The 16,858-nt window shown below is 66.5% G+C and carries 14 protein-coding genes; all 14 read right to left on the reverse strand.

The features are described 5' to 3' along the window. Positions 1-121: 121 nt before the first annotated feature. Complete coding sequence (gene ftsZ, locus ACSUZJ_RS20625) at positions 122-1,321, reverse strand: cell division protein FtsZ (RefSeq protein ID WP_499411302.1); 1,200 nt, start codon at positions 1,319-1,321, stop codon at positions 122-124. A gap of 147 nt (positions 1,322-1,468) precedes the next feature. Then, the gene (gene ftsA, locus ACSUZJ_RS20630; protein ID WP_499411304.1) at positions 1,469-2,701 is read right to left on the reverse strand and encodes a cell division protein FtsA; all 1,233 of its coding nucleotides are present in this window, start codon (positions 2,699-2,701) and stop codon (positions 1,469-1,471) included. 12 nt (positions 2,702-2,713) lie between these two features. Next, positions 2,714-3,535, reverse strand: a complete 822-nt coding sequence (locus tag ACSUZJ_RS20635; RefSeq protein WP_499411306.1) for a cell division protein FtsQ/DivIB — start codon at positions 3,533-3,535, stop codon at positions 2,714-2,716. A 4-nt stretch (positions 3,536-3,539) separates the two neighbouring features. Continuing rightward, the gene (locus ACSUZJ_RS20640; protein WP_499416627.1) at positions 3,540-4,418 is read right to left on the reverse strand and encodes a D-alanine--D-alanine ligase; all 879 of its coding nucleotides are present in this window, start codon (positions 4,416-4,418) and stop codon (positions 3,540-3,542) included. Between the two features lie 74 nt (positions 4,419-4,492). Next, on the reverse strand, positions 4,493-5,923 hold the full coding sequence (gene murC, locus ACSUZJ_RS20645; RefSeq protein WP_499411308.1) for a UDP-N-acetylmuramate--L-alanine ligase: 1,431 nt from the start codon (positions 5,921-5,923) through the stop codon (positions 4,493-4,495). Positions 5,924-5,936: 13 nt separating this feature from the next. Then, positions 5,937-7,004, reverse strand: coding sequence for an undecaprenyldiphospho-muramoylpentapeptide beta-N-acetylglucosaminyltransferase (murG, locus tag ACSUZJ_RS20650; RefSeq protein ID WP_499416629.1), 1,068 nt, complete (start codon positions 7,002-7,004; stop codon positions 5,937-5,939). A gap of 20 nt (positions 7,005-7,024) precedes the next feature. Beyond that, a complete protein-coding gene (gene ftsW / locus ACSUZJ_RS20655) occupies positions 7,025-8,245 on the reverse strand; it encodes a putative lipid II flippase FtsW (RefSeq protein ID WP_499411310.1) in 1,221 nt (406 codons plus the stop codon). After that, entirely contained in the window at positions 8,245-9,741 is a 1,497-nt protein-coding gene (gene murD, locus ACSUZJ_RS20660; protein ID WP_499411312.1) for a UDP-N-acetylmuramoyl-L-alanine--D-glutamate ligase, read from the reverse strand. Before murD ends, ftsW begins: the two co-directional genes overlap by 1 nt. 16 nt (positions 9,742-9,757) lie before the next feature. Beyond that, entirely contained in the window at positions 9,758-10,927 is a 1,170-nt protein-coding gene (mraY, locus tag ACSUZJ_RS20665) for a phospho-N-acetylmuramoyl-pentapeptide-transferase (protein WP_499411313.1), read from the reverse strand. A gap of 2 nt (positions 10,928-10,929) precedes the next feature. Then, on the reverse strand, positions 10,930-12,300 hold the full coding sequence (locus tag ACSUZJ_RS20670) for a UDP-N-acetylmuramoyl-tripeptide--D-alanyl-D-alanine ligase (RefSeq protein ID WP_499411315.1): 1,371 nt from the start codon (positions 12,298-12,300) through the stop codon (positions 10,930-10,932). Then, positions 12,301-13,836 carry a UDP-N-acetylmuramoyl-L-alanyl-D-glutamate--2,6-diaminopimelate ligase gene (locus ACSUZJ_RS20675; RefSeq protein ID WP_499416631.1) on the reverse strand — a complete coding sequence of 512 codons (1,536 nt, stop codon included), beginning with the start codon at positions 13,834-13,836 and terminating at the stop codon, positions 12,301-12,303. Then, a complete protein-coding gene (locus tag ACSUZJ_RS20680) occupies positions 13,836-15,611 on the reverse strand; it encodes a peptidoglycan D,D-transpeptidase FtsI family protein (RefSeq protein WP_499411317.1) in 1,776 nt (591 codons plus the stop codon). Before ACSUZJ_RS20680 ends, ACSUZJ_RS20675 begins: the two co-directional genes overlap by 1 nt. Then, the gene (ftsL, locus tag ACSUZJ_RS20685; RefSeq protein WP_499411319.1) at positions 15,608-15,880 is read right to left on the reverse strand and encodes a cell division protein FtsL; all 273 of its coding nucleotides are present in this window, start codon (positions 15,878-15,880) and stop codon (positions 15,608-15,610) included. The genes ACSUZJ_RS20680 and ftsL overlap by 4 nt, the downstream gene beginning before the upstream one ends. Then, the gene (gene rsmH, locus ACSUZJ_RS20690; RefSeq protein WP_499411321.1) at positions 15,877-16,851 is read right to left on the reverse strand and encodes a 16S rRNA (cytosine(1402)-N(4))-methyltransferase RsmH; all 975 of its coding nucleotides are present in this window, start codon (positions 16,849-16,851) and stop codon (positions 15,877-15,879) included. Before rsmH ends, ftsL begins: the two co-directional genes overlap by 4 nt. Positions 16,852-16,858: the final 7 nt, after the last annotated feature.

Genomic DNA, 16,858 nt, shown 5'->3' on the forward strand with positions numbered 1-16,858 from the left:
CCAGCGCGGAAACATCGTAGGGTGGGCACAGGGCGCCCACCCTACGTTTTTGCGAGACATAAAAAAACCGGGACCGGAGCGTCAGCTCCGAACCCGGTTTTCGTTTGAACCTTCTAAACGCTTAGTCGGCTTGCTTGCGCAGGAAGGCCGGGATGTCGTAGGTCTCGACACCGTTGCGCTGCATCGCCTGCACCTGCTCCGATGCCTGCTCGCGGCGCCACACGGCCGGCTGCTTCATGCCGTCGCCGGCGCCGCCGACGCTGGCCTGGCCGATGGTCATGCCGCCGGTCAGGCCGGCGGTGCCCATCATCGGCGCATTGTAGGTGCCGGTCTTGAGGACCTGCTGCGGCTGGACCAGCTGCATCTTGCCCTTGTTCTTGCCCAGGCCGGTCGCCACGACGGTCACGCGGATCTCGTCGCCCATCGCGTCGTCGTAGGCAATGCCCTGTGCGATCGATGCGTCCGGCGCGGCAAAGGCGCGCACGGCGGCCATGACTTCCTTGATCTCCTTACCTTTCAGGCCGCGCGATGCGGTCACGTTGACCAGCACGCCCTTGGCGCCCGACAGGTCGATGCCGTCCAGCAGCGGCGAGGCCACGGCCTGCTCGGCGGCGATGCGCGCGCGGTCCACGCCGGCGGCGGTCGCGGTGCCCATCATGGCCTTGCCCTGCTCGCTCATGATGGTCTTCACGTCGTTGAAGTCGACGTTGATGTGACCCGGCACATTGATGATCTCGGCGATGCCGGCCACGGCGTTGTTCAGCACGTCGTCGGCATGCTTCATCCAGTCGAGCATCGATTCGTCTTCGTAGATCTCTTCCAGCTTTTCGTTGAGGATGATGATCAGGGAGTCGACGTGCTTGGACAGTTCTTCCAGGCCGGCTTCGGCGATGTCCATGCACTTCTGGCCTTCGTAGGAGAAGGGCTTGGAGACGACGGCGACGGTCAGGGCGCCCATGGTCTTGGCGACTTCGGCCACGATCGGCGCGGCGCCGGTGCCGGTACCGCCGCCCATGCCGGCGGCGATGAAGACCATGTGCGCGCCGCGCAGCGAGTCCTCGATGCGCGAGCGGGTCTGCTCGGCCAGCTGGCGGCCGATTTCAGGACGCATGCCGGCGCCCAGGCCCGATTCGCCGATCTGGATGATGTTGTTCGCGCTCGATGCCGCCAGTGCCTGGGCATCGGTGTTGGCGGCGATGAACTCGACGCCGGAGACGCCCTTGTTGATCATGTGCTGCACCGCGTTGCCGCCCGCACCACCCACGCCGACGACCTTGATCACCGTGCCCAGTGCCGCGTTATCGACCATATCGAACTCCATGATGTGACTCCTAATTTTCAAATTGCCCTAGCCAAGCGCCAAACCTCATAAGGTTATCAGGACTGACACTTGAGTACGACTAAGTATTGTAAAAATATGTGTTTTTGTACCGAAACAAAGACGCCAAGTGAGTACGCCAGTTGCTGCTTAGAAATTCCCTAAGAACCATTCCTTCATGCGCTGCCAAACTGCCTTCACCGAACCATCCTGGCGAGTCACGATGTGGCCGCGCAGGTACTGCTTTTTCGCTTCCAATAACAGGCCCAGCACCGTTGCGTAGCGCGGGCTGCGCACCACGTCGGCGAGCTGGCCGCGGTACTCCGGCGTCCCCAGGCGCGTCGGCTTGAGGAACATGTCTTCGGCCATCTCGATCATGCCCGGCATCAGCGAAGTGCCGCCGGTGAGGACGATGCCCGACGAGAGCACGCCTTCGTAGCCGGATTCGCGCACCACCTGGTGCACCATCGCGAACAGTTCTTCCACGCGCGGCTCGATCACGGCGGCCAGGGCCTGGCGGCTCAGGGCGCGCGGACCGCGGTCGCCCAGGCCCGGCACTTCCAGCGTCTCGCCCGGATCGGCCAGCACCTGCTTGGCCACGCCGTAGCGCAGCTTGATTTCCTCGGCTTCGCCGGTCGGCGTGCGCAGCGCCATCGCGATGTCGCTGGTGATCTGGTCGCCCGCGATCGGGATCACGGCGGTGTGGCGGATCGCGCCGTCACTGAAGACCGCAATGTCGGTGGTGCCGCCGCCGATGTCGATCAGGACCACGCCCAGTTCTTTCTCGTCGTTGGTCAGCACCGCGTCGGCCGAGGCCATCGGCTGCAGGATCAGGTCCGACACTTCCAGGCCGCAGCGGCGCACGCACTTGACGATGTTCTGCACCGCCGACACCGCGCCGGTGACGATGTGCACGCGCACTTCCAGGCGGATGCCGCTCATGCCGATCGGCTCGCGCACGTCTTCCTGGTTGTCGACGATGAATTCCTGCGGCACCGTGTGCAGCAGCTGCTGGTCGGTCGGAATGTTGACCGCCTTGGCGGTCTCGATCACGCGCGCGACGTCGGTGGCGGTGACTTCCTTGTCCTTGATCGCCACCATGCCGCTCGAGTTGAACGAGCGGATATGGCTTCCCGCGATGCCGGCATAGACATTGCGGATCTTGCAGTCGGCCATCAGCTCGGCCTCTTCGAGCGCGCGCTGGATCGATTCGACGGTGGCCTCGATGTTGACCACCACGCCCTTCTTCAATCCCTTCGACTCGTGCTGACCGAGGCCGATGACCTCGTGGCGTCCGTCGGACATCACCTCGGCCACGACGGCCACCACCTTCGAGGTGCCGATGTCGAGGCCGACGATCAGGTTTTTCGCGTCTTTTGTCATTGCTCGCCTGCTTTAGATTTGCTTGGTTGTTTTGTTGGTAGTTGTTTTATTCTTCTTCGACGGCTTCACCGGCTTGGTCGCGTCGGCCGGCACGGTCAGTGCCGCCGACGACAGGGCCAGGCCATTCGGATAGCGCATGTCGATGGTGTCGATGCGGCCTTCCTGCAGCCGGGCCACCAGCTGCGGGTAGACCCCGACCAGGCGCTGCACGCGCGCCTTGACGGTATTCTTGTCCCGCTCGCGGCCGAGCTCAACGCTCATGCCGTTGTCCAGCTTCACGGTCCACGCGTAACGCGAGGACAGCGACAGTTCCTGCGGCACCAGCTTGACCGGCGCGAACCAGGCGCGCAGTTCGGCAAAGCGCGCCAGCACTTCCTTTTCGCTGCCAGCCGGGCCATAGAAGGCCGGCAGCGCGTGGTCGTCGTCGGCCTCGGCCAGGTTGGCGGTGAAGACGTCGCCCTTCACCGACAGCAGGCGGCCTTCGCCCCAGGTGCCGAGCGCCTCGTGCTCCTCGACCTCGACGATCAGCTGGTTCGGCCACTCGCGGCGCACGGTGGCGCGCCGCACCCAGGGCACGGCTTCGAAGGTCGAGCGCACCTGCTCCAGGTCCGTGGTGAAGAAATTCCCGCGGATTTTCCCCAATACGCTGTTGCGCACGGTCAGTTCGTTCACGTGGCGCAGGTCGATGCCATACAGGCTCTCGACTTTCACCGCGCGCAGCGTGAACATTGGCCGCTGGCTCAGCCACCATACGCCGCTCGCGATGCTCGCAAGCAGCGTCGCCGCCAGCAGCGTGCTGGCGGTGGCGTTCAGGGCGCGTACGTCATGCCACATCTTGTCAGCCTTGTGCCTTCACCATCTTGCAGCGCGCCGAGCGCAGGATCTCGACGCACAGGTCTTCGTAGCCGATGCCGACCGCACGCGCGGCCATCGGCACCAGCGAGTGGCCGGTCATGCCTGGCGAGGTGTTCACCTCCAGCAGGAAGGGGCGGTTGTCGCTCTCGCGCAGCAGCACGTCGATACGGCCCCAGCCCTCGCAGCCCAGCGCGCGATAAGCGTTCACCGCATGCTTCTGGATCTCTTCGGTCAGTTCCGGCGACAGCGGCGCCGGGCACAGGTACTGGACGTCGTCCGTGAAGTACTTGTTCTGGTAGTCGTAGTTGCCCTGCGGCGCCACGATCTCGACGATCGGCAGCGCGCGCGCGTCCTTGCCCGAGCCGAGCACGGCGACGGTGAACTCGCGGCCGGTGACGAATTCCTCGGCCAGGATGACTTCGTCGAAGCCGGCGGCCAGGGCGACGGCCGCCTCGAACTCTTCGGCTTTTTCCACCTTGGTGATGCCGATGGTCGAGCCTTCCAGGGGCGGCTTGACGATCAGCGGCAGGCCGAGGTCGGCCACGACCTTGCCCAGGTCGTCGCCCGGGGAAACCGTCGCGTATTTCGGCGTCGGGATGCCTTTCGACAGCCAGATGATCTTGGTGGTGATCTTGTCCATGCCGACCGACGAGGCCATGACGCCGCTGCCGGTATAGGGAATGCCCAGCTGCTCGAGCGCGCCCTGCAGGCTGCCGTCTTCGCCGTAGCGGCCGTGCAGCGCGATGAAGACGCAGTCGAACTTTTCGGCGGCCAGCTCGGCCAGCGAACGTTCGGCCGGATCGAAGCCATGGGCGTCGATGCCGCGGCTCTTCAGGGCCTGCAGCACGCCGGTGCCGGACATGATGGAGACGTCGCGCTCGGCCGAGCGGCCGCCGTACAGGACGCCGACCTTGCCGAAGTTGGTGATGATGTCGCTCACGATGTAACCTTTTGAGAAATCGCTTGCGCAGCTGGCTGCGCGCTGGTTTGCGAAATTAACTGATGCGGAACGCCGCTGATCGAGCCCGCGCCCATGGTCAGCACGACGTCGCCGTCACGCACCACCTGGCGGATCGCGTCGGGCATCTCGGCGATCGTTTCCACGAAAATCGGTTCGACCTTGCCGCCGGCGCGCAGCGCGCGCGACAGCGCACGGCCGTCGGCCGCGACGATCGGCGCCTCGCCTGCCGGATACACTTCGGACAGCAGCAGCACGTCGGGCGCGGCCAGGACTTTCACGAAATCCTCGAACAGGTCGCGCGTGCGGCTGTAGCGGTGCGGCTGGAAGGCCAGCACCAGGCGGCGGCCCGGGTAGGCGGCGCGCGCGGCGGCCAGGGTCACCTCGGTCTCGACCGGGTGGTGGCCGAAGTCGTCGACCAGGGTGAAGCTGCCGCCGCTCGCCAAGGCCACCTCGCCGTAGCGGGTGAAGCGGCGGCCGACGCCGCGAAATTCCAGCAGGCCCTGCGCGGTAGCGGCGTCGTCGATGCCGATTTCGCGCGCGATTGCAATGGCCGAGCAGGCGTTCAGCACGTTGTGCATGCCCGGCTGGTTCAGCACGAATCTGGTGTCCGGATAGCCGTCCTGGCGCACCGTGAAGTGCATCTGCACACCTTCGGCGTGGGCGTCGAAGGCGCGCACTTGCGCGTCTTCCGAGAAGCCGTAGGTCGTCACCGGCTTGGTCACCTGCGGCAGGATGGCGCGCACGTGGCGGTCGTCGATGCACAGCATTACGCGGCCGTAGAACGGCAGGCGGTGGGTGAAGTTCACGAAGGCGCCCTTGAGCTTCTCGAAATCGTGCTCGTAGGTCTCCATGTGGTCGGCGTCGATGTTGGTGATCACCTCGATCATCGGCGACAGGTTCAGGAAAGACGCATCGGATTCGTCGGCCTCGGCCACGATGTAGTCGCCGGTGCCGAGTTTCGCGTTGGCGCCGGCGCTATTGAGCCTGCCGCCGATCACGAAGGTCGGGTCCAGGCCGCCCTGGGCCAGCACCGATGCCACCAGGCTGGTGGTCGTGGTCTTGCCATGGGTGCCGGCAATCGCGATGCCGCGCTTCAGGCGCATCAGTTCGCCGAGCATGATGGCGCGCGGCACCACCGGAATCTGGGCGGCGCGGGCGGCCATGACTTCCGGGTTCGCCTCGTTCACGGCGGTCGAGGTGACCACCGCATCGGCGCCCGCGATGTGCTCGGCCGCGTGACCGAGGTAGACGCGCGCACCCAGTTCCTGCAGGCGCTGGGCCGCCGCGTTGCTCGACAAATCGGAGCCCGACACCTTGTAGCCCAGGTTGAGCAGCACCTCGGCGATGCCGCTCATGCCGCTGCCGCCGATGCCTACGAAATGGATGTGCTTGATCTTGTGTTTCATGTTCCTGATCGTCTTATTTCTTATTGTTGGCGAGTTGTTCGAGCACGGACGCGATGGCCTCGTTGGCGTCGCGCTTGCCGACGCGCTGGGCCGCCTCGGCCATCGCCAGGCAATCCGCGCGCGTCGTCGTTTGCAGCAGCTGGGCCACCCGCGCGGCGGACAGCTCGCCCTGCGGCAGGTGGATCGCCGCCTTCTGCTTGTCCATCCACACCGCGTTGTCGCGCTGGTGGCTGGTGGTCGACGCCACGAAAGGCACCAGCACGCTGGCCACGCCGGCGGCGGTCAGTTCCGACACCGTGATCGCGCCGGCGCGGCAGATCACGAGATCCGCCCCGGCATAGGCGGCCGCCATGTCGTCGATGAAGTCGACCACGTTCGCGTTCACGCCCGCCTGCGCGTAGGCCGCGCGCAGGGCCTCGATGTTCTTCTTGCCCGACTGGTGGGTCACGATCGGACGGTTGGCAGGATCGATCTGCGCCAGCGCGGCCGGCACGCTGTCGTTCAGCACCTTGGCGCCCAGGCTGCCGCCGACCACCAGCACGCGCAGCGGACCGCTGCGGCCCGCGAACCGCTCGGCGGGGCTTGGAAGATCGAGGATGGCCTGGCGCACCGGATTGCCGGTGACCACGGCCTTGCCCGCGGCCGCGCCGAAGTCGGCCGGGAAGCCGAACAGCACGCGTCCGGCCAGCGGGGTCAGGGTCTTGTTCGACAGCAGCAGCGCGGCGTCGGCGTTCACCAGGGCCAGCGGAATGCCGCGCGTGCGCGCCATCATCCCGCCCGGCACGGTGACGTAACCGCCCATGCCCAGCACCACGTCGGGCTTGCGGCGGCCGAGCACGCGCAGGCAGGTGGCGAAGCTGGCCGCCATCTTGAAGGCGCCCTTCACCGTATGGCCCAGGCCCTTGCCGCGCAGACCGGCGAAATCGATGGCGTCCATCGGAATGCCGTGCTTCGGCACGATCTCGCCCTCCATGCCGTGGGCGGTGCCCAGCCAGCTCACTTCCCAGCCGCGCTCGCGCATGGTCTGGGCGATCGCCACGCCAGGGAAGATGTGGCCGCCGGTACCGGCCGCCATGATCATCAGTTTTTTAGCAGGCGTCTTCACAGCCGCCCTCCCCGCATCAGCACGCGGTTCTCGTAGTCGATGCGCAGCAGGATCGCCAGGCCAATGCAGTTGATCAGGACACCGGTGCCGCCATAGCTCATCAAAGGCAGGGTCAGGCCCTTGGTCGGCAGCAGGCCCAGGTTCACGCCCATGTTGATAAAGGTCTGCACGCCGATCCAGATGCCGATGCCCTTGGCGGCCAGGCCCGCGAAGAACTGGTCGAGGGCGATCGCCTGGCGGCCGATGTCGAAGGCGCGCTTGACCAGCCAGTAGAACAGGGCCAGCGTCACCAGCACGCCGGCCAGGCCCAGCTCTTCGCCGATCACGGCCATGATGAAGTCGGTGTGCGCTTCCGGCAGGTAGTGCAGCTTCTCGACGCTGTTGCCGAGGCCCACGCCGGCCAGTTCGCCGCGACCGAAGGCGATCAGCGAATGGGTCAACTGGTAGGCCTTGTCGAGCGCATTGTCCTCCTGCCATGGGTCGAGGTAGGCGAACATGCGCGCGCGGCGGAAGGGCGACAGCGCGATGATCGAGGAGAACACGACCACCAGGATGGCGCCGATGCCGCCGAACCAGATCATGTTGAAGCCGCCCAGGAACAGGATGCCCATGGCGATGCAGACGATCACGCCGAAGGCGCCGAGGTCGGGCTCGAGCAGCAGCAGCATGCCGACCACGCCGACGGCGAATGCCATGGGCATGAAGCCCTTGGTCAGCTTGTGCATGAACTGCTGCTTGCGCACCGTGAAGTCGGCCGCGTACAGCACCACCACGATCTTCATGATCTCGGACGGCTGCACCTGGAACACCTTCAGCGACAGCCAGCGGCGTGCGCCGTTGACCGAGGTGCCGATGCCGGGAACCAGCACCAGCATCAGGAGGAACAGGGTGCCGACGAACATCAGCGGCGCCAGGCGCTGCCAGACCGCGACCGGAATGCGGAAGGCGAAATACCCCGCCGCGACCGAGACGGCGATGAAGCCGGCCTGGCGGTACAGGAAGTATTCGTGACGGCCCTGCAGGTAGGAGAACTTGGGCGAATCCGGCAGCGCGATCGAGGCCGAATACACCATCACCATCCCGAACAGCATCAGGATCAGCACGACCCAGACCAGCGGCTGGTCGTAGTCCATCATCTTCGACGGACGCGTGCGCTCGGCGATCGCCTCGCTCGCATTGGCCGTGCCCGAGAACTTGAAGGGAATCTGGAAGGCCATCAGATCTCCATTCCCTTGTCCAGCGCAATCTCGCGCACGGCGTCGACGAACACCTGGGCGCGGTGCGCGTAGTTGGTGAACATGTCGAGGCTGGCGCAGGCCGGCGACAGCAGCACGCAGTCGCCCGCGCGCGCAAGACCGGCGGCGCGGCGCACGGCCTGCGGCAGGTCTTCGAGGTCGAAGCAGGGCACGCCGGAAGGTTCGATCGCCGCGCGCACGGCCGGCGCGTCCTTGCCGATCAACAGCACGGCTTTCACGTAGCGCGACACCGGCTCGGCCAGGGGCGCGAAGTCCTGGCCCTTGCCGTCGCCGCCGGCGATCAGGAGGATCTGCTGTTCCGGGTTGCCGAAAGCCTTGCCCAGGCCCTCGAGCGCGGCGACGGTGGCGCCGACGTTGGTGCCCTTGCTGTCGTCGTAGAAGTCGACGCCCTCGATGCTGGCCACCAGTTCCACGCGGTGCGGCTCGCCCGCGTACTCGCGCAGGCCGTGCAGCAGCGGTGCCAGCGGCAGGCCGGCGGCGCGGCACAGGGCCAGGGCGGCCAGGGCGTTCGAGGCATTGTGCAGGCCGCGGATCTTCAGCGCATCGGCCGGCATCAGGCGGTTCACCGTGATCTCGACCGGTTCCGGCGTTTCGCCCTTTCTCAGTTTCTTTTCGCTAGTCTCGCCGGCGACGGCGGTGGCCAGCCACAGCACGCCGCGTTCGTTGACGATGCCCATCGCGTTCGGCTCGTCCGGCTCGCCGGTGCCAAACGTGACATGCGGGACGCCCGGAGCCGTCATGCGCATCACGGTCGCGTCGTCGCGGTTCAGCACGCGGATGGTGTCGGCGCCGAAGATGCGCGCCTTGTCCGCCGCGTAAGCGTCCATGTCGCCGTGCCAGTCGAGGTGGTCCTGGGTGATGTTCAGCACCGTGGCCGCGTCGGCGTTCAGGCTGTAGGTGGTGTGCAGCTGGAAGCTCGACAGCTCGAGCACCCAGGCCTGGGGCAGCTTGTCTTCGTTGATCGCTTCGCGCAGCACGTCGAGCGCGGCCGGGCTGATGTTGCCGGCGACGCGGGTGTCGAAGCCGGCGCGTCGGCACAGCAGGCCGGTCAGGCTGGTGACGGTGGTCTTGCCGTTGGTGCCGGTGATGGCGATGACTTTCGGCGCATAGCCGCGTTCGAGCTTCAGCGCGGCCAGCGCCTGCGCGAACAGCTCGATCTCGCCCCAGACGGGAATGTTCTTCTCTTGCGCAGCGGGGTTGATCGCGGCCAGCTCGCGGTTCGGCGCCAGGCCCGGGCTCACCGCCACGAAGTCGACGCCGTCGAGCAGCTTCGCATCGAACTCGCCGCCGGCGAACTCGGCGCCGGCGACAAGCTCGCGCAGCGCGGGCAGGCGCTGCGGCTCTGCGCGCGTATCGGCCACGCGCACGCGCGCGCCGCAACGGGCGAGCCATTGCGCCATCGCGAGCCCGGATTCGCCGAGCCCCAGGACCAGGGCGAGTTTGCCTTCGTAGTTCATCGCGTTCTATTCTCGATCAGCGCAGTTTCAAGGTAGACAGGCCAACGAGGACCAGGATCATCGTCACGATCCAGAAGCGGACCACGACCTTGGTCTCCTTCCAGCCCTTTTGTTCGAAGTGGTGGTGCAGCGGCGCCATCAGGAACACGCGGCGGCCGGCGCCATAGCGCTTCTTGGTGTACTTGAACCACGACACCTGGATGATCACCGACAGGGTCTCGGCCACGAACACGCCACCCATGATGAACAGCACGATCTCCTGGCGCACGACGACCGCGATGGTGCCGAGCGCGCCGCCCAGGGCCAGCGCGCCGACGTCGCCCATGAACATCTGTGCGGGGTGGGCGTTATACCAGAGGAAAGCCAGGCCCGCGCCCGCCATCGCGCCGCAGAAGATCAAGAGTTCGCCGGCGCCGGCGATGTGCGGAATGAACAGGTACTTCGAATAGGTCACGTTGCCGGTCAGGTAGGCGATCAGGCCCAGGGCGCCGCCGACCATCACGGTCGGCATGATCGCCAGGCCGTCCAGGCCGTCGGTGAAGTTGACGGCGTTCGAGGCGCCCACGATCACGCAATAGGTCAGCGCGATGAAGCCCCACACGCCCAGCGGATAGCTGATGGTCTTGAAGAAGGGGACGATCAGGTCGGCTTTCGGCGGCAGGTCCATCGAGAAGCCCGACTGCACCCAGTTCCAGAACAGCTGGCCGACCTCCCATGGATTGCTGGCCGAGACCGAGAACGCCAGGTAGAGCGAGGCGGCGATGCCGATCAGCGACATCCAGAAGTATTTTTCGCCCGAGCGCATGCCTTCCGGGTCCTGGTAGACCACCTTGCGGTAGTCGTCGACCCAGCCGACGGCGCCGAAGCCGAGCGTGACCACCAGCACCGGCCAGATCAGGCGGTTCGACAGGTCGCACCACAGCAGCGTGGAGATGGCGATCGAGATCAGGATCAGGATGCCGCCCATGGTCGGGGTGCCGTGCTTTTTCAGGTGGGTCTGCGGGCCTTGCGTGCGCACCGCCTGGCCCACCTTCATCTCGGTGAGCTTGCGGATCACGGCCGGGCCGGTAAACAGGCCGAGCGCGATCGCGGTGATGGTGGCGAAGACGGCGCGGAAGGTAATGAAGTTAAAGACACGCATCGGACCGATATAGTCCTGCAGGTATTGTGCAAGCCAGAGAAGCATAGTTAGTGGGCGTCCTTGCCAGTGTTTGTTGAACCAATCAGGTGATTGACCGCGCGCTCCATCTTCATGAAACGCGAGCCCTTCACCAACACAGTTGCGTCAGAATTGCCGCCCAGTTGCTCGTCCAGTGCTGCCAATAATTCGTCAAACTGCTCAAAATGCCTTGCTCCCGCCGCCACCAGGTGGCGCGACAGCTCGCCCGTCGCCAGTACGGACTCGATGCCGCGTGCCTGCGCATAGGCGCCGATTTCTTCCGTAAATTCCTTGCCCTGGGCGCCGACTTCGCCCATGTCGCCGATCACCAGGATGCGCGGCGCCGGGTAGTTCGCCAGCACGTCGATCGCGGCGCGCATCGAATCCGGGTTGGCGTTGTAGGTGTCGTCGATGACCAGGGCGCCGTTGGCGGCCTGCTTGCGCTGCAGGCGTCCGCCGACCGGCGTGAAGGCTTCCAGGCCGCGCACGATCGTGTCGCTGCCGATACCGGCGGCGAGCGCACAGGCGATCGCGGCGAGCGCGTTGCGCACATTGTGTTCGCCGGCGGCCGCAAGTTTCACCTCGAATGCGCCGCCTGGGGAGGTCACTTTCAAATTGTTACCAAAGCCGGTGCTCGTGAAGCTGGCGCGCACGTCGCAAGCTTCGCCCAAGCCGAACGTCAGGCTGCGGCAATGGCCGGCCAGGCCCTGCCACAGCGGGGTGTAGGTGTCGTCGCCCGGGTAGACGGCGACGCCGTCGGCCGGCAGGGCTGCGAAGACCGACCCGTTTTCCCGCGCCACCGCTTCCACGGTGTGCATGAATTCCTGGTGCTCGCGCTGGGCGTTGTTGACCAGGCCGACAGTCGGCTGCGCGATCGCGGCCAGACGGCCGATCTCGCCCGGATGGTTCATGCCCAGCTCGACGACCGCTGCGCGGTGCGTCGCTTCCAGGCGCATGAGGGTGAGCGGGACGCCGATCTCGTTGTTCAGGTTGCCCTGGGTGGCCAGGCGTTCGCCTTCGCCAAAGGCGGCGGCGAGGATGGCGGAAATCATTTCCTTGACCGTGGTCTTGCCGTTGCTGCCGGTGACGCCGACCAGGGGAAGGTCGTACTGGCGACGCCAGCTGTTCGCAATCTGGCCCAGCGCGGCGAGCGTGTTCGGCACGACGATCGCCGGCAGGGTCCAGCCTTCCGGCAGGCGCTCGGCGACGACGGCGGCCACGCCGCGCGCTGCGACCTGGTCGAGGAAGTCGTGGGCATCGAAGGTTTCGCCGCGCAATGCGACGAACAGCGCGCCGGCTTGCGCCGTACGGCTGTCGGTCGAGACGCTGTCAAAGCTGGCATCCGCAGTGAGCTGGGAACCGGGCATCGACGCGATCAGTTGTGCGAGCGAACCGCGCATTCAGTGAGTCCTCATCATGGTGAGCCGCGCGGTCAGGGCCAGCGCGGCGTGGTCTGCATCGGAGAACGGCATCTTCTTGCCCTTGATCTCCTGGTAGGGTTCGTGGCCCTTCCCGGCCAGCAGGATCACGTCCTGCTTGCCCGCGTGCTTGATCGCCCACAGGATGGCGGCGGCGCGGTCCTCGATGGCCTGGTGCTGCGAGCCCGGGTGGTCGGGGTCCATACCGGCCAGGATCTGGGCGATGATGGCGCCCGGCTCCTCGCTGCGAGGATTGTCGCTGGTGACGATCACGTGATCGGCCGCCTGCGCGATCGCGCCCATCTGCGGGCGCTTGCCCGGGTCGCGGTCGCCGCCGCAGCCGAACACGCACCACAGCTTGCCGTCGCGCTCCTGGGCCACCTGGCGCAGCGCGCCCAGCGTCTTTTCCAGCGCGTCCGGGGTATGGGCATAGTCGATCACGACCATCGGCGCATCCTGGCCGCCGAGCTGCTGCATGCGGCCCGGCGCCGGCACCAGGGCCTCGACCGCGTCCACCGCGTCCTTCAGCGCGACGCCCTTCGCCAGCAGCGTGCCCAGCACGGCCAGCGCATTGCTGATATTGAAGTGGCCGACCAGCTGGGTCTTCACGACCAGGCTGCCGTCCGGCGCATCCAGGTGGAACTCGGTTCCCACCGGACGGCTGCGCTTGTGCGAGGCGCGCAGGATGGCCACGCCCTCGATTGCAGGCTGCTCGGCCTGGCTTTTCAGGGTGTAGCCGGTCAGGGCCAGTTGCGGCTGGCTGGCGCGCAGGTATGCGACCAGGCGCTGGCCGGCCGCGTCGTCCAGGTTGATGACCGCGTGCTTCAGGTCCGGCCAGGCGAACAGCTTGCGCTTGGCCGCTTCGTAGCTCTCCATGTCGCCATGGAAGTCGAGGTGGTCGCGTGTCAGGTTGGTGAAGACGGCGACGTCGAAATGCATGCCGGCGGTACGACCCAGCTCCAGGCCGATCGAGGACACCTCGATGGCGAGCGCGCGCGCGCCGGCCGCGCGCACGGCGGACAGGCGCGACGCCAGCAACACCGCGTCGGGCGTGGTGTAGCCGGTTTCGATGAACTCCGGCGCGGCGCCGCCCTTGAACATGCCGACGCCCAGGGTGCCGATCACGGCCGCGGTCTCGCCGAGCTTCGCGAGCGCCTGGCCGAGCCAGACCGCGATCGAGGTCTTGCCGTTGGTGCCGGTGACGCCGACGGTGAACATGTCGGCGTCGGGCTGGCCGAGGCAGGCGTGGGCGATGGTGCCGGCCTGGGGCTTCAGGTCGGGCACGGCCAGGTGCGGCACGTCCAGCGTTTCGTCCCAGGTGAAGTCGCGCGGATCGTAGACCACGGCGGCGGCGCCGGCATCGACGGCCGCCCTGATGAAGCGGCGGCCGTCAAGCGTATCGCCGGGATAGGCGAAGAATACGTCGCCGGGCGCGACCTGGCGCGAATCTGAAACGAGTTTGCCGCCCGGTGCGGCGGCAACAACCCAATGGCAGATGTCGTGGTGACCGGGTGTCATCACAAGCTCTCCTCGAGTGGTTCTGCGGGAATGATAATGTCGGTGACCGATGAATCGGGCGGCACGTTGTCGGCGCGCAGGGCGCTGGCGGCCAGGTCGGCGAAGGTCGGCGCCGCCACCCCGCCGCCGGTGTGGACGGCGCCGCGCGGGTCGTCGATCATCACGGCGATCACGAAGCGCGGCCGCGACATCGGGGCGATGCCGACAAAGGAGCCGACGTAGCGGCTCTGCGAATAACGGCCGTCGACCACCTTCTGCGCGGTGCCGGTCTTGCCGCCGACGCGGTAGCCGGCGACCTGGGCGCGCGAGGCCGTGCCTTCCGGGCTGACCACGGATTCGAGCATGGTGCGCACCTGGGCCGCGGTCTTCGGCGAGATGATCTGCTGGCCGGCCGGCTCCTCGTTCACCTTCACGAACGAGAGCGGGATGATGTCGCCGTTGCGGGCGAAGATCATGTACGAGCGCGCCATCTGCAGCAGCGACACCGTCAGGCCGTGGCCGAAGGCCATGTTCGCGTACTCGACCGGACGCCAGGATTTCCACGGCCGCACGCGGCCGGCGGCCGGGCCGGGAAAGCCGAAGCGCGGCGCCTGGCCGTAGCCCAGCTTGGTGTAGAGCTCCCACATCTCCTGCGGCGGGATCATCTGCGAGATCTTGATGACGCCGACGTTCGAGGACTTCTGGATGATGCCGCTGGTGGTCAGCATCGGCTTCGGGTGCGAGTCGCGCATGGTGCGCCCGCCGATGGTGATGCGGCCGGAACCGGTGTCGAACACGGTGTTCGGCGTGATGCGGTTCGTGTCCAGGCCGAGCGCCACGGTGAAGGGCTTGATGATCGAGCCCGGCTCGTAGGTATCGGTGATGACGCGGTTGCGCAGCTGCTCGCCGGTCAGGTTGCGGCGGTCGTTCGGGTTGTAGGTCGGGTAGTTGGCCAGCGCCAGCACTTCGCCGGTGTGCACGTCCAGCACCACGGCCGCACCGGCACTGGCGTTGAACTTCTCGACCGCGTTCTTGATGCTGTTGAAGGCGATGTACTGCAGCTTGCTGTCGACCGACAGGACCAGGTCCTTGCCGTCGTGCGGCTCGCGCGACAGGCCCAGGTCTTCGACGATGCGTCCCAGGCGGTCCTTGATCACGCGGCGGCTGCCCGGCACGCCGACCAGGGACTTCTGCTGCGCCAGCTCCATGCCTTCCTGGCCCGCGTCCTCGACGTTGGTGAAGCCGACCAGGTGGGTCATGACTTCGCCTTGCGGGTAGTAGCGCTTGTATTCTTTGCGCGTGTCGATGCCGCTGATCTTGAGCTTCTCGATCTGGGCGATCACGTCCATCTCGACCTGGCGCTTCAGGTAGACGAAGGTGCGGTCCGAATCGAGCTTCTTGCGCAGCTCAGCTTCCGGCATCTCGAGCAGGCGCGCCAGCGCCGTGATCTTCTCCGGCGGCGACTGCAGCACGTCCTCGGGGATGGCCCAGACGGCCTTCACCGGCAGCGAGGAGGCCAGCACCTGGCCGTTGCGGTCCATGATCTTGCCGCGCGTGGCCGGCAGTTCGAGCGTGCGCTCGTAGCGGCTCTTGCCCTGCTTTTGCAGGAACTGGGTCGACATGCCCTGCAGCCAGACCGCGCGCAGGCCGAGCGCGGCAAAGGCCGCGAACAGCACGAACAGCATCACGCGCGAGCGCCAGTCGGGCAGGCGCACGGCCAGCACCGGGCTCTTGGAGAAGGCCATGCCTTTGGCGGCCGCGACGCGTCCGGTGTTGAAGGGCTTGTCGCGCTTCATTGCGCGCCCTCCGTCAGGTATTGGGTGCGGGCCGGGGTCAGCGGAGCCATGTTCAGTTCAGTGCGCGCGATCTGTTCGATGCGTTCGTTCTTGCCGAGGGTGGACTGGTCCAGCTGCAGCTGGGCCCAGTCGATGTCGAGCTGGCGCGACTGCTGCTGCAGGCGTTCGAGTTCGATGAACAGGTGGCGCGACTCGTAGCGCGCGTTCACCAGCGTCAGGCCGCAGGCGATCAGGCCGGCCGCCAGCGCGACGTTGAGCTTGTTGCTCATCGGGCGCTGCCTTTCGCAACATCCTCCAGGCGCTCGGCCACGCGCAGCACCGCCGAGCGGGCGCGCGGGTTGGCGTCGACTTCCTCGCCCGATGGCTTGATCTTGGCGATCAACTTCATCTGTGGCTGCGGCAGGTCGACGGCGCGGATCGGCAGCCGGCGGTCCGGCTGCGCCACCTTGGCTTTACTGGCCAGGAACTGCTTGACGATCCGGTCTTCCAGCGAGTGGAAGCTGATGATCGACATGCGCGAACCCGGCGCGAGCAAGGCATAGGCGGCGTTCAACCCTGCCTCGAGGTCCTCAAGCTCTTGATTGATGAAAATCCGGATAGCCTGAAAGGTGCGGGTTGCCGGGTCCTTGCCCTTTTCCCGAGTCTTGACCGCGTCTGCCACGATTGCGGCAAGCTGGCGTGTGCCTGAAATTGGCTCGACTGCCCGGCGAGCAACAATCGCCTTTGCAATCTGAAAAGCAAACCGTTCTTCCCCATAATCGCGTATTACCTTTTCCAAATGTTGTTCGGTGGCCGTCGCGATCCACTCGGCGGCCGAGATGCCGCGCGTCGTGTCCATGCGCATGTCGAGCGGGCCGTCGTGACGGAAGCTGAAGCCGCGCGCCGCATCGTCGACCTGGGGCGACGAGATGCCCAGGTCGAGCAGGATGCCGTCGACATGGGTGACGCCGCGGGCGGCCATGGCGGAACCCATGGTCGCGAAGCTGTCATGGACGATCGTGAAGCGCGGGTCGGTGATCTGTTCGGCGGTGGCGATCGCCTGCAGGTCCTTGTCGAACGCGACCAGGCGCCCTGCCGCGTTCAGGCGCGACAGGATCAGGCGGCTGTGGCCACCGCGGCCGAAAGTGCCGTCTATATAGAGCCCGCCGGCGCGTGCGCCGTCCAGGGCGAGTGCATCGACTGCTTCGTCAAGCAGCACCGTGCGATGCTGCAGGTGTGGCACCGTATCGGGTGTGGTCATCGGTGCC

The organism is Telluria sp. B2 (assembly GCF_051789535.1).
GTDB lineage: Bacteria > Pseudomonadota > Gammaproteobacteria > Burkholderiales > Burkholderiaceae_D > Telluria.